This is a genomic window from Paenibacillus sp. GCM10012306, assembly GCF_042649265.1.
In the GTDB taxonomy this organism is placed as follows: domain Bacteria; phylum Bacillota; class Bacilli; order Paenibacillales; family Paenibacillaceae; genus Paenibacillus_AQ.
Genome location: NZ_JBHRYW010000001.1, coordinates 562,001 through 579,162, shown reverse-complemented (window position 1 = coordinate 579,162; position 17,162 = coordinate 562,001). Strand labels below are relative to the sequence as shown.

The window sequence follows — 17,162 nt, the reverse complement described above, 5'->3', positions numbered from 1 at the left end:
TACGAAAATGCTCTTAGTTGGGGAGTGAATCTATTTTTTATCATTTATAAGACGAGGACTTTTATTAAATTATAGGGAACGAAAAATTCACCTTCTAGAGCGTTATTTTCAATAGAATTCATCAGAATAACTCTATCAGTATAATACCATATTTTACTTGTTCCTCTCAGCTCAATAAATTGTGATGCTAAACGAATTTCCCATTAACTTTTCCAAAAACAAAAAACCAGCAAGCCCCCTCAAGGAGACTTGCTGGTTTATATGAATTCTCCCGCCACGCGCTCATAGGAACACTGGTGGCTTGCGGATGTAAGTCTTAACCTTCTAGCACTTTGTTCAGGAACGCCAGGCTCAATCCGGTCGTATCCGGAAGCACTACATCGGCTCCAGCCGCTTCAAGGCTTTCACGTTCGCCGATACCGACAGCCTTCATGCCAGCAGCTTTAATGGCTTCAACGCCTGCTGTAGCATCTTCGACGCCGATACAAAACTCAGGATTAGCACCAACCTTCTCTGCCCCAGCCAGGAACAGATCCGGTGCAGGCTTACCGTGTTGTACGGAATCTGGTGGTACCACGTACTGGAAGAAGCTATCCAGTTCCAGGGAACGAAGGATTTGCGGCGCGTTTTTGCTCGCAGAGGCGATAACAGCCGGAATGCCTTGTTCTTTCAGCTCTTTCAGCAGCTCAGCAATGCCAGGATAAGTATCCGCCGGCGTAAGATCTACCAGCAAGGAGACGTAATGTTCGTTCTTTTGATGAGCCAGCTCAGCCTTTTGTTCAGGCGTAAAGTCGTTTTCTTTACCGCCCAGACGCAGAATCCGCTCCAGGGATTCGCCGCGGCTGATGCCCTTAAGAGTCTCGTTGAATTCGCGCTCGAATGGGATTCCGATGGACTCCCCAAGCTTTTTCCAAGCTACGTAATGGTATTCTGCCGTGTCAGTAATGACACCATCTAGGTCAAAAATAACAGCTTCCAGTTTCATTATTCTCCATCTCCCAGCTCTATGTTCTTGTCTCTTTATATAGGTTATAGGTTAGTTTGCGGATAGTTCCAGTTCAATATATTTCTCACTGCTAGTTACCGTCTTACCGTTCCAATCTAGGGTTACTTTCCAACCCGCTTCATTATGGATGACCGCCTTCAGCGTACCATCAGTTTGTGTCAGCGTAAGATCGAATTCTGCATCAGCAACTACCAAACGCTCTAGCGAGCAAGCTTTGCCGTTCCAAGCAGTAGGCAGTTGTGGTTTGATTCTCAATTCTTGATTAGCAGCAAAAGGCTCTGCGCCGAAGAAATGACGTATAAACGGTACCGCGATCGCATAAATCGTCCAAGCCTGCACTACACAACCGTAATCCGGTGACATCTCGGAAAAAGAACCCGGCATTACGCGTGAGAAACTCCGTTTCATCCGGTTCAACAGATCAAGCGCTGCGTCCGGATTGCCGTTCGCAACTTCCGCTACAGCGTGCACACCTGTTGAAATCGTCATCGTTCCTTGCTTATACATACCAGACAAGTACGTACCGTATTCTCCGATGAAGGTATCATTCCGCATGTTGTCCAGCGCCCGGCGAGCTTTATCAGGCTCAGCGATGCCAGCTTCCATTGGGGTCACTATAACCCAGTTCTTGTTCAGCAACCAACCGCGGTCAGCAGATGCATCCTCACCGGAAGCAGCCAGGAGTCCGTCTACGTATTCACGGTAGTCGTTAATCCCTTGTCCTTCTGCCAAGGAGACCATGTAGTCTACTTTTGGCGCAACATCAGAGGCTGGAGCGACTGCATCGGCATATAAGCCCTCTTCTTCCTGCCAGAAGTACTTGTTCACGGCATCTGCACAACGCTGAGCCAGCTCACTGTATCTTTGCTGTGCTTCACGATCCTGCAAATATCCGCTCATCTCGGTCATAGCCTTCAGTGCTTGTGCTGTGTACACTGCGCTATCGATCAGTTCCATATTCAATCCGGCAATTTCAATAATGCCATAACCAGAAGGGAACAGATCGCCATCCGGGTCCATTTCACCCAGTAGCCAGTCGATGCCTTTAACACAATATTCGTAGTGGCGGCGCAGCAGTTCTTCGTCCCCGGTCCAACGGAACAGATCCCATACGAAAGCAATGTAATGAGCTGTTTCTTGTGTATTCCCCTTGTTCGATACGGCTCCAAGCGTCGTCACTTCATGAATGAAACGACCGTTACCGTTAACTTCTTCCGACTTTTGCAGCAACAGATTCAGTGTGTCCTTGGCCAGCTGTGGATCACCAATCGCCAGTACCCCTTGCAAGGAATACGTATTGTCACAGCCGAACCACCATGGATACGTCGGTCCACCCGCTGTCAGCGCACGTCCGATACCATCCACCTTTTGGATCAGCCATTGGTTGTTCCATTTTGCCCAGGTAAAGGCTTCGTTCCACTCGGTTTCGCCTTCAATTGTCAGCTTCGCCCGATCCGCAATCGCGCTATATACCTCACGCTTCTCAGCCAGCAAACCTGCATATTGAGCCGATAGATGACGATAAGTCTCCTCAACCTCTTCACGGGAAGTGTGGGACCCAGCGACGAACAAATTGAAACGGCGCTTCTCGCCAGGAGCCAGTCTAAGCTCGGTACGGAACGCGATACCGCATCCTGCTCCAGCTGTAAACTCAGGTCCATACAGATCTGGACGAGTCTCTACTTGATCACCAGGAAGATCGGTACCTACCAGTGTGTACCACTCATGGCTGGAGTCCTTCACGAGCACTTCGCGCGGGTTCAGCACTGTTGCTTCATCTGCAGTACCATCATGAATACCAACTTCATCGGAGTACCACACCGGACGCAGATCGGTACGGAACAGAAGCTCCACCTGCAGCTGCAATTCCTCATCACCATAGTGTTTAATTTCATAAGCAGCCGTCATCCCTTTTACATGCTCAGGAGCAAACTGTGTACGCTCCATGGATACCGGGATGTAGCTCAGGCCATGATCATATTCAAACCGGCTGCCCCAAGGCTCGCTAGTAAAGCCGTCCGCACGGGACCAGACGGAAATATTCCGCTTCTTGTCGGTGAGCTTCAGCCAGAAACCATCCAGCAGCTTGATCGGATGCAGCCAGACGCCGCCCATCTCATTGGCAACATGGTGACCGAAATCAGGAAAATAGCCGTCCTGCGTACCGCAGATTTTGACGTATTCCCCACCGTTATAATATAGATTGAATGGATGCTTGCTAGTAGTGCTAGCCATTAAGGTAACTCATCTCCTTATCTGTAGGTCATACGATAACACTTTAGCCCCATTAGCCCTTCACGGCTGAGGAGATGGAAATGCCCTCGATGAAATATTTCTGTGCGATAAAGAACAGGATCAAAGCCGGCAGCATAATGAGAATCGTCGCAGCCATCAACATGTTCCATTCTACGTTGTACAAGCCCTTGAACATGGAAAGTCCCAGTGCGAGTGTATATTTCTCATTAGAGTTCAAATAAATCAGCGGACCTTGGAAGTCATTCCATACGCCCATAAAGGTGAAGATGGATACGGCAACCAGCGGAGCTTTGGACAACGGCATCATAATCCGGGTGAAAATCTGCCAGCGGTTGGCCCCATCCACATAAGCCGATTCATCGAGTTCACGCGGAATCCCACGCATAAACTGACGTACGAGGAAGATATTAAACGCATTCTGACCGAAGAAAGCCGGAAGGATCAGCGGCAGGAACGAGTTCGTTAGTCCCACTTGCTTAAACAGCAGGAATGTTGGAATCAGGGTAACTTGGCTCGGCAGCATCATTGTTGCGAGCAGGATCAGGAATAGTGTTCTTTTGCCGCGGAAGTTAAAGCGGGCGAAACCGTAGGCGCTGATCGCCGACGTGAATACCGTACCGATCATGACAGGAATGAGGATGATAAGCGTATTGCCCAGGAATTTAAAAAACGGAATCGCCGTCACGGCATCCGCATAGTTGGACCATTTCCATGAACTCGGCCAAAAAGCAGTACCGAACACTTCAGCCGGTGTCTTCAGCGATGTCGAAATCGTCCACAATAGCGGAATCAGCACGATGGCAGCACCACAGAGCAACAGTAAGAACGCAATCAGCTTGGACAGATTGAATCTAGGTTGTATTTTTTGCATCTTCGCTTCTCCTTCCTTAGTCATTTTGATCATCGCCCTGGTAGTGAACCCAGAAGGACGAGCTGCGGATGACCATTAGCGTGAATATCAGGATGATCAGGAACAGAATCCAGGAGAGCGCGGACGCATAACCCATGTCAAATTCCATAAATGCTTTATTGTACAAGTAAAGATTGTAGAACAGGGTCGAGTTCAGTGGTCCGCCATTTGTCATAACGAACGCTTGAGTGAAGTATTGGAATCCACCGATAATCCCCATAATCAGGTTGAAAAATACTGTCGGCGTAATCATTGGCAATGTAATACTGAAGAATTTGCGGAACGGACCCGCACCATCCAGGTCACCCGCCTCGTACAAGTCCTCAGGAACCCCTTGCAGACCCGACAGATAGATGATAATCGTGTTACCCACGCCCCATAGACCCATTACGATCAGAGCGCCCAGCGCATAGCTTGGGTCTTGCAACCAGGCCGGTCCTTGAATACCAAACAAGGCCAATCCCTGATTCAGAATTCCGTATTCCGGGTTGAAGATCATCACCCACATCATAGATGTGGCGACAGCAGGAATAATAGAAGGCATAAAGAAAATGAGTCGGAAAAACTTCATTCCGCGTGAACGCATATTCAATAGCACCGCAATCAGAATCGATGCTACCTGGAAGAGAGGCACAGAGACAAGTGCAAAGATGAAGGTTACTTTTAAAGACTGGTAGAACAATTCATCATGGAAAATGGCTTTGAAATTATCCAGTCCCACAAATTGAATCGACTCAACACCGGTGATTACATCCCATTTGCTGAAGGAGAGGATCAGCGAAAAGATCATCGGGCCAAGTGTGAAAATAACCAGTCCCAGCAGCCACGGTAGGATAAACCAATAACCCGCGCGCTCCGATTTGGTATTATTCATGACGGCCTCCTTGATGGAAAGCAGGTGAAGCACCTAGTTCAGTGCTTCACCCGCAAACTTATTTATTTGATTTTAGAATCAGCGTTTTTAGCTGCTTCGTCGAGTGCTGCTTTTACGTCCAACTTGCCAAGCAAGATTTTCTCAAGGGCTTGGGTGAATGCTTCTTTGAAAATCGGGCCATTGGAAGAACGCATTGTTACCGGTTTGCGTGCAAAGCTCATCATTTCGATAACTGGTTTGTCTTTCTCTTCTGTAGCTTTTACTTGATCCAGCTCAGCTACAGTTGCAGGAAGTACCAATCCGTTCTTGGAGCGCAGTTTCTGTGCATCCTGGCCGGACAACCATTTCATCAGTTCGAAAGCTTCAGCTTTATGCTTAGTCTTGGAGTTCATTGCCCAGCCTGCAGCTGCGATAATGCCGGCACGTTCGCCGTCAGCACCCTTAGGGATCAGCGCGGAACCATATTCTACATTGGATTTGTCCAGATCGGACTTGATCCAGCGACCGGTAACCATCATGGCCAACTTATCGGTCATGAACATGGAGGAGTCACCGCCCATAGTTTGTGTATCTTGTGGTGTTGGGGATACTCTTCCATCACCTTGGGACAGTGCTACGTATTTCTCCATCGCTTGAATGGTCTTCTCACTGTTCATGAAACCTTCAGCTTTGGTACCTTCTTCATTAGCAATATCAGTGCCATTGGTCCACAGGTAGGTGTAGATCGGATACTCCCAAGTACCTGCGTTGAAACCAAATTGTGTGTATTTGCCGTTCTCTTGCTTGGTCAGCTTCTTCGCTGTAGCGAACATATCATCCCAAGTCCAGTCTTCGCTCGGGTAAGGAACACCCGCTTCGTCAAAGATACGTTTGTTGTACCACAATGCTAGCGGATTGAAATCCTTCGGCAGATAGTACAGCTTATCGTTGATGCGCTCCATGTCGATAAGATCTTTCTGATACATGGCAAGGTCAAACGAAGAATCCTTGGCAATATAATCGTCAAGCGGCTCTACTACACCTTTATCTACGTAGGAGTAGAAATCGCCTTCCCCAATCAGGAATACATCCGCTGCGGTACCACTTGCTAGAGAGGTTGTCAGCTTGGTTGCATAACCGTCACCTGGAACTGGCTCGAATTTCACTTCAATATCAGGGTGCGCGGCGTTGAATTCATCCGCCAGTTGCTGCTCCGAAGAACCGCTGTTTACGTCACCCCAAGTTGTAAAGGTAAGCTGTACCTTCTTGCCCCCGGTATTGCCGGAGCTTGCGTTATTATCTGTGTTCGTGTTACCTGCGGAACAAGCCGAGAGAAGCATAACGCCTGCAAGAACGCCGGCAACCTTCATGGATACTGTCTTTTTCATATAGAAAGACCTCCCCTTATAATGTCGATGTGTTAGCAAATGTAGCACTTTCATGTACTTCTTGCTGCTTACCGTGAACGATCAGTTGAATCGACCCACCTGTAACATTGGTAATGGAAATCTCTTGCGGGGTAATGTTAACTTCAAGGCGTTTACCCTGCCAGTAGAGCGGGAAGGACAGGCGATCCCAATGCTCAGGCAGTTTTGGTGCCAAATGAAGCTCTCCATCCAGCATTCTCACGCCGGCGAAGCCCATAACCGCACATTCCCAAATTCCGCCAAGTGAAGCCGAGTGGATACCCGCATCGGAGGAATGAACCTTCGGTCCGAGGTCAATCTCGGTCGCTCTGTGGAAGAGACGGTAAGCAAGTTCCTTGTCGCCAAAGTCGCTGGCCAGAATCGAGTGCGTGGACAGTGACAGCGAGGAATCATGCAATGTTTTTTCCTCGTAGTATTCGTAGTTAGCACGTTTTACTTCTGGTGAGAATTTATTCTCTAGTAGGAAGAACAACATCATGATGTCTGCTTGTTTCGAAATCTGCATGTTACCAACCTGATCCAGGTTGTAGTCATTGAATATACTGCCCACTTTTTCCTGATCCTTGTACGGTGTCAGGTCAATAATTTCCTTTTGCAGGTACGTATCGTCCTGCGGAATAATCAGATTCTCGTTCGGTTGCGGGAGATAGATCAGATTCAGCTTGCTTTCCCACACTTTATGAGCTTCTTTCAGGTTCAACAATGCATCATAACGGGCGAACAGTTCCGGATTCTTACCTTCAAGCTCCTTGTAATAATCCATTGCCAGTTCGATGTTGAAGTGAGCCATGTAGTTGGTGAAAGCGTTGTTGTCGACATGCTCTTTATATTCATCTGGTCCGACAACTTCGTTAATTTCGTAGCGTCCGAGCTCTTCATTCCACTCCAGGCGGCTTGCCCAGAAAACAGCTGTATCGAAGATAATTTCATAGCCGTATTTCTCCATGAAATCGGTATCTCCAGTAGAGCGGAAGTAATGCCATACTGCATAAGCTATATCGGATGTAATGTGCTGTTCAATGAATCCGGACCAAATCTTGGTCTGCTCACCTGTAACAATATCAACTGCACCCCAAACCGGCGTTACTTCGCCGTCAGACGGCCAAGCTGCTTCCCATGGATACATCGCTCCGGCAAAACCATTTTCCTTCGCCTTGTTACGAGCGCCTTCCAATCCCAGATAGCGGTATTCCAGCAAGGAACGGGCAATTTCTGGGTTGCTGTAGATGTAGAATGGCAGGATGAAGATTTCTGTATCCCAGAAGGAGTGGCCTTTATAGCCTTCGCCGCTCAAACCTTTAGCTCCAATACCCATTCTGTTATCGTGAGCTGGTGTCATTACTACCAAGTGATAGAGTGCGAAGCGTACACCGAGCAAGTCAAATGGATTGCTGGACTCAATCGTAATTCCGTATTTCTCCCATACCTTAGCCCAAGCAGCAACATGGTTGCTGAACAAGGCGTCGTATCCGGACTCTTGCGCTGTTTTCAATGCTGCAAGTGCTACTTCCCGCGCAGTTGGCAGGCTGTAGTTGTCACCGAATTCCTTGTCGCGGCTAGTGTATACAGTTGCAACCTTGTCGAAGGTAAGCGTTTGACTTTCTTGCAGGTCTAGCTTGTAGGCTACTGCTACCTTGCGGCGGTCAATCTCCATTGCAGGTGCAACTTCAACAGTCTGGCCGTCTACCTTCAATTGGTGAGAAGCCCCGATAACAAAATCAACCTTCGACTCTGTTGTCGTCTGGATCAGCTCCAGATAAGTCTTGTCATAGATACGCTTTTCGCCTTCATGGAAATGCTGGCTACCGCTGTTGCTGACTTGAGCATCAATACCGGAGCTAACGGACAGATTTACCGAGCCACGAAGCACTTTCACTTCCATCTTCAGCCCGATAATGTGCAGGTTATCCAGTGATACGAAACGGCGGAAAGTAAATTCCAGCTCTTTACCGTTATTGCTCCAGATGAAGGTACGAACCAATTCAGCATCACGCAGATTCAGGCTGCGGCTGTAATTCTTAACTTCACCTTGCTCCAAGTTAAAGCGTTTGCCATCAATACGAATGTCCAGTTTGGTTAGATCCGCTGCATTTGGCAGCTCGCTAACTTCAAGGTCATCGAAGCGGTTGAATGTACCATTCACGAACAGATTGCGTGTTTCACCAACATAAGACTCCTCCGCTGCGGAACGAAGTCCCATGTAGCCGTTACCAAGAGACATTACAGCCTCACATTTGGCTAGTGCCAAGCTTGAGAATTGGTCTTCCGATACAACCCACCCCGGGGCTCCATCTGGTAGTGTCTTGTTGTAATTTAGCATGGGTTAGATTTTCCTTTCTTTCTCCTATATTCTCTCTCTAATTTTGGAAACTTTGTAAGCGATATCGAAATCGTTTTCGATTCCTAGAAAAAAAGATCGAAAACGATTTTGAAAGACCCACTAAGATGCCCTGGTATAACGATTTGTGTAAGGGATTTCGAAAACGTTTTCGACCTAATTATAAAGTCATGATCGTCTCTCTGTCAACTATTTTGAAGGGAAGAATCTTATGATACCCAGGGGTATTATTTTCCAGCATCTTCACCACCTGCTCCAGTGCGGAGTATCCGATCCCGGCAAAATCCTGGCTAATCGTGGACAGCTTAGGCGTAGTATAACTAGATAACACAATATCATCGAACCCCAAAATTGAGATATTGCCTGGAATCTGCAGCCCCAGTTCGCGGCAGCGGTTCATAAAACCAATCGCCATAAGATCACTGGCCACAAACACAGCTGTTAGACGAGGGTTCTCCGAAATATAAGATTCTGCAAGGGCATAAGCCTGTTCTTCGCTAAAATCTGCTTCTACTACACGCGTAGGAATATACTCGATTCCCGCTTCCTCCAGCGCTTCTCTATACCCCTGCTCCCGCTTAATACTAACCGTAGCATATTTATGCCCATTAATCATCCCGATCTCCCGATGTCCCTTGCCAATCAGGTAACTCACCGCTTGCCGCGCAGCCTTGAGATTATCCGTGATTACAGAGCCAGCATGCGGGCCAACCGTATCCGCGTCAATAACGACGCAAGGGATATCACTGCCTACCAGATCCTCGAAATAAGGGTCGGTCGTCCGCAGACCCGAGATTACCACACCTGCAATCTTATGGTCCTTGCAGAATTGCCAGTACGACTTATCCTGCTGCTCAGACAGACTGCGGGTATAGATCACAACCTCATACCGGAACTCGGTAGCCGCCGAATAGACGCCACTCATGATCTGGAACATGACGCCGTCCTTCCCGTTGGCCTGCTCAAAGTTCGAAATGATCAGCGCAATCGTCTTTGTGACCTTATGCTTCAAATTCTTGGCCAGCATATTGGGCGAATAGTTCAGCTCCTGCGCAGCCTGCAAAATCTTCTTCCGCGTAGCTTCGCTGACATCGCTATACCCATTAAGCGTCTTAGAGACCGCAGAAATACTCACGCCTGCATGTTTTGCCACATCTTTAATCGATACCATAATCGGCCCTACCATCCTTCTTGATATTTCAACTATGACTGAATGTAAACCCCATTATAACACATAGGGCGTGGCGAGGAATTTAAGGAAGTCACAAAAAGGTGGGAATTAGAACCATAGCACTAACCGAAAAAGCGCTACTTTTCCTTGCTCAGCGTGCCTTTCAGAAGTTTTGACCAAAGTTATAAACTACATTCAATTACTTTATTTCCAGTTCAATTCAGGGTAAAATTGCTCAATTTTATACCACTTCATTCAGGGTTATGAGTTTCGTTCGAACTAAATTTGTGTGATGAAACATCACCTGTTTTTAGAGCTTCTCTCACATGATTGCTTCCTCCGTCTATCTATCATGTGCCTCTTTAGGTTCATTGCGCAGCAGATTTCTCGCAGGGATCCCTATGGCTGATGCATTGTCAGGCACATCCTTAACCACTACCGACATCGCTCCGATATTCGCATCATTCCCAATCCAGATAGGACCAAGTATTTTCGCTCCCACTCCGATCAAGACTCTGTCCCCAATGACTGGCTCACCTAAACCGTTCCTTCCACCAATGGTCACTTGATGAAAGATGGTAGCATAGCTACCGATAACCGCTTTGTGACTAATAATAATCCCATTCAGACCATGCGGTAAATGAAGATAGTCCCCGATCTTGGCCTGTGCATGTAATTCTCCATTAGAGATAATCCTGACGAAAATCAAGTCCATCCCCTTATAGAGTACCCACAGCGGTTTCTTGACAATTCTACTCTTAACCTGATAGTGAACCCAGTTACCAAAGCGATAAGTAAATAAGACCATCAGCGTTTGTGGATTTCTACGATTCGCTTTCAAATCTGTTCTAAATGACTTGATCACCTGGGCTCCCTCCATCTACCAAGAAATTTATGCTATGCACCTTTAAAAAGTGAACGGAGCTGCTTTTTCCCTTTTCTATAACCAAGATAAGCCTCATGATTACGACTAACCTTTGCTTCCATACTGAGGAATCCGGCCGTCCATCTGAGCATAAGATACCTGAAGTAATTTGCCTTATTTCTCGTTTTTAGCAAATGGAAGTGATTAATGATTTTGGTGTACGAGACCTGCTCGACTTTATCTCTCTTGAGGTTGGAGATCCGTGGTGTATTAATTTCAGAGCCGGATTCACATACATCGGACCGTGTTTACCAGCCAAAGCAGATATATATAAATCTTCACCTAGACTGTACCCTTGGAGCCAGTTTACGGCTTCGATCTCAGACAGGTACTTTTTGCGGTAGCACATATTGCAGCCATGCAAAAACTCTGTCTCAAAAACATTCTTCTGGACATTCCACAAATTCATAGCTGAAGCAAATCCGCTTAACGAGTATTTCCCCGGAGACAACAAGCTGCGACCACTGAGAATCATCATGAATCTACCTTTGACAGAGCAGGAAAAGCCTTGGTCAGCGCCGCTAATTCCAACAGCTTCCGGGTAAGAAAGCAGCGTTTCCTTAAGAACATCAAAATAGTCAGGTGAAAGCTCAACATCATCATCTATGAAAAGAATGGTGTCGTAGCTGCTAATCTCAATGGACTTAACTCTAGACTTGATCAAACCAGCTTCAGTGGGGTCTTTCTTATAGTATCGAAGATACATATTCCCCTTGTTAATGAGGCTACCGGCGTGGTCGAGCCACTCTCTATCGGTATCACCATCATCAACAATAATGACCTCAATGCTGTCACCCTCAATGTTCGCTTGTCTTGAGATCGACTCCACACATTTCAACAGGTCGTCATGCCGGTTCCTGGTGCATATCGCCACAGACAGTTTGATAGAGTCGCCCATAGTCACCACAGCCTTTTTTCCATAATAATACACGTATAATGGTAGACTTTATGTCGAAAATTGTATGGATTTAAAATTTTTCTAAAATAAAAACTCTCTTTTAAACTTTGTGAATATATGCTACCCTTCAAGCAAAATTGTAAAATGGATTATACAATACATATCTTTGTGGGGTGCCGCCTAGCTATGAAAATTATCGACACTTATTATGCTATATTTTGTAGAATCCGTGGAATTACTTTCTATAACATTTGATAAACATGGCTTGATTGAGCCGGAGGTTGATATTGTTTTTTAGGTTTGTGTAACGGCGCTGGGTGGGCAAAAAAATAAATGAACGCAGTGTTGTGCTATTAGGAGTTGAAAAGATTCTTGAACTAGGTTGGGATGCTCCTGAAGACCTTGCTGCATTGCTGTATCACGAGCTCGGACATATTGGGCAACAGAACGGGAGGGTCGCCATCGCTCAAAACCAAACCGAGTATTCGATTCTTCAATTGTGTCAAGAAGGGGTGGCAATGTATTTTGAGCAGTTGTTATGTGATAATATGAATTTCTACCATCAAGATAAGAATGGGTGGTTAGACTGGTGTGTTTCGAATACTGATTTCATCAAAAAAGAATACCTTCATAGAATCAATACAAACCAGAGTACCCAGGAATTTTTCGGGGATTGGAACAATTTCCATGATTATTCCGACGTAGGATATTACCTTGGCTGTGAATTTGTAAAACATTTAGTTGGCAAATATTCAATCAATAAAGTTACAATGCTGAAAGCAGGGGAATTACTTAAGGAGTTTGAGCTTTATGCTGCGCATTAAATTCATCACCATCCTACATAAGCGAATTCTTCAAAATTTTATGTCTTTCTAATAGTGTATTAAAGTGAACAATCATGCCCTATCACCTATAGAATAAGGAGAAATCATATGTCCCTTTTCAGAAAAGCTACTTTCTGGTTCTCATTAGTAAGCATTCTAGTTTGTGTGCTTAATTACATGGGAAACGACGACAAGAATATTTTGCTGATTGGTTTTAATCCCCTCCTGAATACTATCGTTTATGACCAGTCCTTTCGAAGTTGGATCATCGGAACCGATGATGTCATTCGTCCGACTGCTTATTTGTTACACTTTGCTTCATTCTTTTTGACAGGAGCTATTGTGGATATTCTGAGTTATGTATTCAGAAGACGAGAAAAATAAGCTTTATGTCACACACTGAATGATAATCCGCCATAAAACAAGCCGCTTTCTATTAGAAGGCGGCTTGTTCTATGTTACAAGTCAATTTTCAATAGCAGCGATCAATTACAGATATCACCTACATCCGGATACGCCAAGGCACAGTTTATTTAGCAAGTGTTCTAGACTTATTCTCGCGTAAAATTGACGGCTGGCAGGTCGGAAATTACGTGGATTATTCAACCTCTGTGTTTAGGATCTGAACGTCCAATTTCAAGTCAATAGGCAATCGGGGATAGTCTGTTCTCCAATCCAAAGAACCCCAGGTTTTCGGATGAAATGCCTTGATGTGTTCCCCAATATTGAGCAGATCACAATTTGCTTTTTGTAATTTCTTTATTGTATCATTAGCAGCACTCTTCAAATATTGACTGATTTCTTTTTCTGCTTGTTCTACATACATTTTTTTAAATGGACGGCCTTTTTCATCGATTGCGTATACATTAATAGCCAATGATACATGAATTGATACTGTAGGCAGGCTATTAGATTTAGGAATAACCACTGTCTGCGACTTTACCTTTTTGACGGAAAATGCAAACTCATTGCCTTTTTGTTTTCCGTCCGTTGTAATTGTTTCATTTTTTTCTGGTAGCCTGCCAGTTATCTTTTGCATTCCCATGTCTTTGCCTAACATCAGCATTGTTAAACGAAGTTCCTCTTTGCTAAGTTTAACTTCTGTACTTTTACCTTGACGAAATAATAAGGCTCCACCCAATTCCAATCCTGAATCGGATCTCCTCACAACTGGTAATGCAATGTCTTCTAACCGCTCTTCTTGAGATAATATAAAATGCATCATTGAAACGTTGGATATCATTCCATTAGTCTCCAATGACATTATTAATCTGTTTAGCTTCTTTGAAAACTCATCTTTTGAAGCAAACTTCTGGAGAAGCTTAGAAACTGAACCTTCATATACTACTACCGGAGCATTTATCGACGTATATGGTGCATGAAGTAAATATGAGAACCTTTTTGTAGGTTCATTCGAAGCGAACGACTCGCTTATTAAAAAAAGTCTCGTGTTACTCGCAAGGAAAGGGCCTTGTTCTTTATATTCTCCTTGTTCTATAGCTTCAACTAAACTCGATCCTTTTAGCTCTGTTGTTTCTGTAACTGCCTCTCCACCTCCCTGGCCTGCTTTTTTTATTTGTGTGACAGCAAAACTAAGAATGAACTCTCCACTTTTTTTATCAAAGTCTATACCCGCGATATCTACCAAATGTAAGTCACGCAGCCGCATTTCATCCCAACATCCCGTTAGCAGCGCCACTAACACAAAACAAATCGCCATTTTTTTCATCTAAGGTCTGCCTTTCCCCGCACTTTAGAGACAAGTAGCAGGATTGTTGGAAGAACAAATATAACAATGATGGTTGCTTTATTATGATAAGTTGAAAAACTAAGCAGCCATTGACGATTAGAGCCCCATTGTCCAATCACAAAGCAAACGATTGCTATAAACCATATGAGGAGAGGATGCTTCCGAAATTCCTTTGTACCAGCAGAAGCCATATAACGAGCTGACAGAAATAAATAAACATAAGCTGTTGCTAAAGTCACTAAGAGCCACATTGCCAAAAATAAGATATCAAGACTTTGCACGACCGGCCATGCGAATTGACGAAGAATGAATATCATTGGTTCTAATACGGAATTCAGTTGGTTTTCACTGAAGCTGTAGGTCACTATGACGGATATCAGCACATAAAAAAAAGTTGTAAAACCATTAGCCGCAGAAACAGTTAATAAGATGTAGCTTTTTTTACGGCACTTTACATATGGAAGCACATAAAGCAGAAGCTCATATCCGGCATAAGCCCAGAAGCCTGAGAGAGAACCCCTCAAAATTGAGCTGAGTTTGTGATTAAAAATGGGCATAAAATGGAGAAGATCTCCTTTTCCAGTTCCGCTGATAAATACAATGGCAAAACAAGCCAGAAAAATTAGCATAAGGGTCTCTGTTATTGTACTTATAGATTGTAGCGAAGAAGACGCTATATATGCTGTTACGGCGAACATTACTCCAGATATAACAAACCAAGGCGTGTTATGTAGCATCCATCTACTAAGGACATCAGAATATCCAATTATCACCAGCAGACTAGACTCTGCGCAATATAAGCTAAACAAAATGCTTATTATTGGTCCCAGAGGCTTACCCACTATTGCGGATATATATTGGGGCAGTGACCGATTGCCGTATCTTTTTCCCAGAAAAAAAATAATCAAAATACCTAACTGAGCATACACTCCCCCAAGTAAAACGGACATCCATGAGTCATGACCTGAATAACGCGATTCATCATAGGGGATTGCCAGTACATGAACTCCAACTTGAGTCAGGATAACGAGACAAAATAGTTGTTTGAGACTAATTTTCCCTGCACTGTTCATTCAGTTGATCCCCTTGCATGGTTTCTCTTATTAGCTGATCCTCTGAAAATCGTATCGTTATTTTTAGAACCAGCAATTCCGGAATAAAAATAGGGGATACCCATCGTGTTAATACGTGCAAGGTGAGTGAGAACTAATAAAAAGGAAAGCACCAACCCGATCAAACCCAATATTGCGGATAAAATTATGAACGGATAGGTCAAAAGTCTTGCCGCACTTCTCATTTCGTACGAAGGAATTATGAATGAAGCGATAGCTGTGAATGCAACTATAACAACCATCATTGTAGAAATTAAATTTGCCTGAACAACAATAGTTCCAATAACGATACCTCCTACAACCCCTATCGTCTGGCTGTTAAAGCTTTCGAGACGAATTGTCGCTTCACGTAAAATTTCAAGCGTAATCAACATAAATATTGCTTCAAATACTGGAGGAATTGCGATATATGCCATAGTACTTTGCATGGTCAGCGCTAATTCATACGGAATAATGCGGGGGTCGAATGAAACGAGGGCTACATAAGCGCCAGGCAAACAAATACCGAGAATAAAGCTCACGATACGGAGAAGACGAAAGGAACTCCCAATGATCCAATTCACTTGATAGTCGTCTGGACTCTGAAAAAATGCCCAAAAGGACACTGGAACAATTAAGCAATCCGGAGAACCATCGATCAAAATCGCTATTTTTCCGTCCAGCAGATATGACTTTATTCGATCCGGCCTCTCTGTTACAAGTATTCGCGGAAACCATGAGAATTTCCCGTCCTGAATTAAATCTTGAATGAAACCTAGAGCTTCAACATTATCTAGTTCAATACTTTTTAGCTTCTGATCAAGTCCATTTACAACATCTTTATTAGCCAGTGAATTCATATAGAGCATAGAAATCTTATTTTTCGACTTTCGACCGAGTTCATATTGTCTTACAGCTAACTCAGGAGTTGCAATTATTTTTCGTATCAGATTTATGTTTGTATCGAGATTTTCAATTAATGCTTCATTGGAACCACGCAATACGCGTTCATTCATCGGTATGTTTATGGAACGTTCCTTTGAAAGCTCTGTTCCAAGCAAATAAAACTTTGCTTCCTTATCTATTTGTAGGACGGTCTTTCCTTCGATAAGAGCCATTAGGGCGGTCGATACAAGCTCCGTCTCATTGTAATCCAAAATTGAAATGCCCTCACGAACAGTGAATTGCTTGAGACCAAGAAGAGGACGGATAATATGTTCTTGTACCACAGCTGGATCAACCATGGTACTCAAATAAAAAAGGTAACAACAACGTTCTCCAGCCACAAAAGTGCTCGTTTTGAAATCTGAACTTTCAGATAAAAGCTCATTCATCATCTTCTTATTTTTTTCTGCGGACTGGTCAGCATTCATCTCAGGCCATTCCTTTCTCTTTTGGTTACGCCCATAATTTCCCCATGAATTAACTTTTTATCCATTTCATATTTTTTTAAAATTAACCCCGTTTTTCACCATTTTAAGAACGTAGATTTCTTTTTACTGGGTTAACAATGTAGGCATTCACACTTACGATCCACAAATGTACACATACATTAGTGTAGAAAGTTACAAAGGAGGGATTGGAATGAGCGAATGTGCAGGTTATCCCCCAGTAGGCTTCACGTCCACTACAGTCATTCTTGTGCTTTACATTCTCCTGGTCATTATTTTGAGAACATTCTAAGTTATAAAAAAGTGGAATCGAGAATCTGAC

The 17,162-nt window shown here is 44.4% G+C and carries 14 protein-coding genes; 2 read left to right on the top strand and 12 right to left on the bottom strand.

Annotation, left to right across the window (positions count from 1 at the left end):
* Positions 1-316: 316 nt before the first annotated feature.
* From pgmB to ACFORK_RS02530, 9 genes are all read right to left on the bottom strand, one after another.
* Entirely contained in the window at positions 317-985 is a 669-nt protein-coding gene (gene pgmB / locus ACFORK_RS02570) for a beta-phosphoglucomutase (RefSeq protein ID WP_379195281.1), read from the bottom strand.
* Between the two features lie 51 nt (positions 986-1,036).
* A complete protein-coding gene (locus tag ACFORK_RS02565; RefSeq protein WP_379195279.1) occupies positions 1,037-3,241 on the bottom strand; it encodes an alpha-L-rhamnosidase-related protein in 2,205 nt (734 codons plus the stop codon).
* A 52-nt stretch (positions 3,242-3,293) separates the two neighbouring features.
* Positions 3,294-4,133, bottom strand: a complete 840-nt coding sequence (locus ACFORK_RS02560) for a carbohydrate ABC transporter permease (protein ID WP_379195277.1) — start codon at positions 4,131-4,133, stop codon at positions 3,294-3,296.
* A gap of 16 nt (positions 4,134-4,149) precedes the next feature.
* Entirely contained in the window at positions 4,150-5,046 is an 897-nt protein-coding gene (locus tag ACFORK_RS02555) for a carbohydrate ABC transporter permease (RefSeq protein WP_379195275.1), read from the bottom strand.
* Positions 5,047-5,108: 62 nt separating this feature from the next.
* On the bottom strand, positions 5,109-6,413 hold the full coding sequence (locus ACFORK_RS02550; protein WP_379195273.1) for an ABC transporter substrate-binding protein: 1,305 nt from the start codon (positions 6,411-6,413) through the stop codon (positions 5,109-5,111).
* Between the two features lie 16 nt (positions 6,414-6,429).
* Complete coding sequence (locus tag ACFORK_RS02545; protein WP_379195271.1) at positions 6,430-8,772, bottom strand: glycoside hydrolase family 65 protein; 2,343 nt, start codon at positions 8,770-8,772, stop codon at positions 6,430-6,432.
* Positions 8,773-8,950: 178 nt separating this feature from the next.
* The gene (locus tag ACFORK_RS02540) at positions 8,951-9,943 is read right to left on the bottom strand and encodes a LacI family DNA-binding transcriptional regulator (protein WP_379195269.1); all 993 of its coding nucleotides are present in this window, start codon (positions 9,941-9,943) and stop codon (positions 8,951-8,953) included.
* A 361-nt stretch (positions 9,944-10,304) separates the two neighbouring features.
* Positions 10,305-10,826: a serine O-acetyltransferase gene (locus ACFORK_RS02535; RefSeq protein ID WP_379195267.1), complete on the bottom strand. Its 522-nt coding sequence runs from the start codon at positions 10,824-10,826 to the stop codon at positions 10,305-10,307.
* Positions 10,827-11,013: 187 nt separating this feature from the next.
* Entirely contained in the window at positions 11,014-11,784 is a 771-nt protein-coding gene (locus ACFORK_RS02530) for a glycosyltransferase family A protein (RefSeq protein ID WP_379195265.1), read from the bottom strand.
* 317 nt (positions 11,785-12,101) lie between these two features.
* Here ACFORK_RS02530 and ACFORK_RS02525 point away from each other — a divergent pair, with 317 nt between their 5' ends.
* Positions 12,102-12,608 carry a hypothetical protein gene (locus ACFORK_RS02525; protein ID WP_379195263.1) on the top strand — a complete coding sequence of 169 codons (507 nt, stop codon included), beginning with the start codon at positions 12,102-12,104 and terminating at the stop codon, positions 12,606-12,608.
* 598 nt (positions 12,609-13,206) lie between these two features.
* Here the strand turns inward: ACFORK_RS02525 and ACFORK_RS02520 are convergent.
* The 3 genes from ACFORK_RS02520 to ACFORK_RS02510 are packed head-to-tail and all read right to left on the bottom strand — an operon-like array spanning position 13,207 to position 16,822.
* A complete protein-coding gene (locus ACFORK_RS02520) occupies positions 13,207-14,337 on the bottom strand; it encodes a Ger(x)C family spore germination protein (RefSeq protein ID WP_379195261.1) in 1,131 nt (376 codons plus the stop codon).
* A complete protein-coding gene (locus ACFORK_RS02515) occupies positions 14,334-15,431 on the bottom strand; it encodes a GerAB/ArcD/ProY family transporter (RefSeq protein WP_379195259.1) in 1,098 nt (365 codons plus the stop codon). The genes ACFORK_RS02520 and ACFORK_RS02515 overlap by 4 nt, the downstream gene beginning before the upstream one ends.
* Positions 15,428-16,822, bottom strand: coding sequence for a spore germination protein (locus ACFORK_RS02510; RefSeq protein WP_379195257.1), 1,395 nt, complete (start codon positions 16,820-16,822; stop codon positions 15,428-15,430). The genes ACFORK_RS02515 and ACFORK_RS02510 overlap by 4 nt, the downstream gene beginning before the upstream one ends.
* Positions 16,823-17,033: 211 nt before the next feature.
* On the opposite strand from ACFORK_RS02510, the gene ACFORK_RS02505 reads away from it, so the two are divergent.
* Positions 17,034-17,132, top strand: a complete 99-nt coding sequence (locus ACFORK_RS02505) for a sporulation protein YjcZ (protein WP_379195255.1) — start codon at positions 17,034-17,036, stop codon at positions 17,130-17,132.
* Positions 17,133-17,162: the final 30 nt, after the last annotated feature.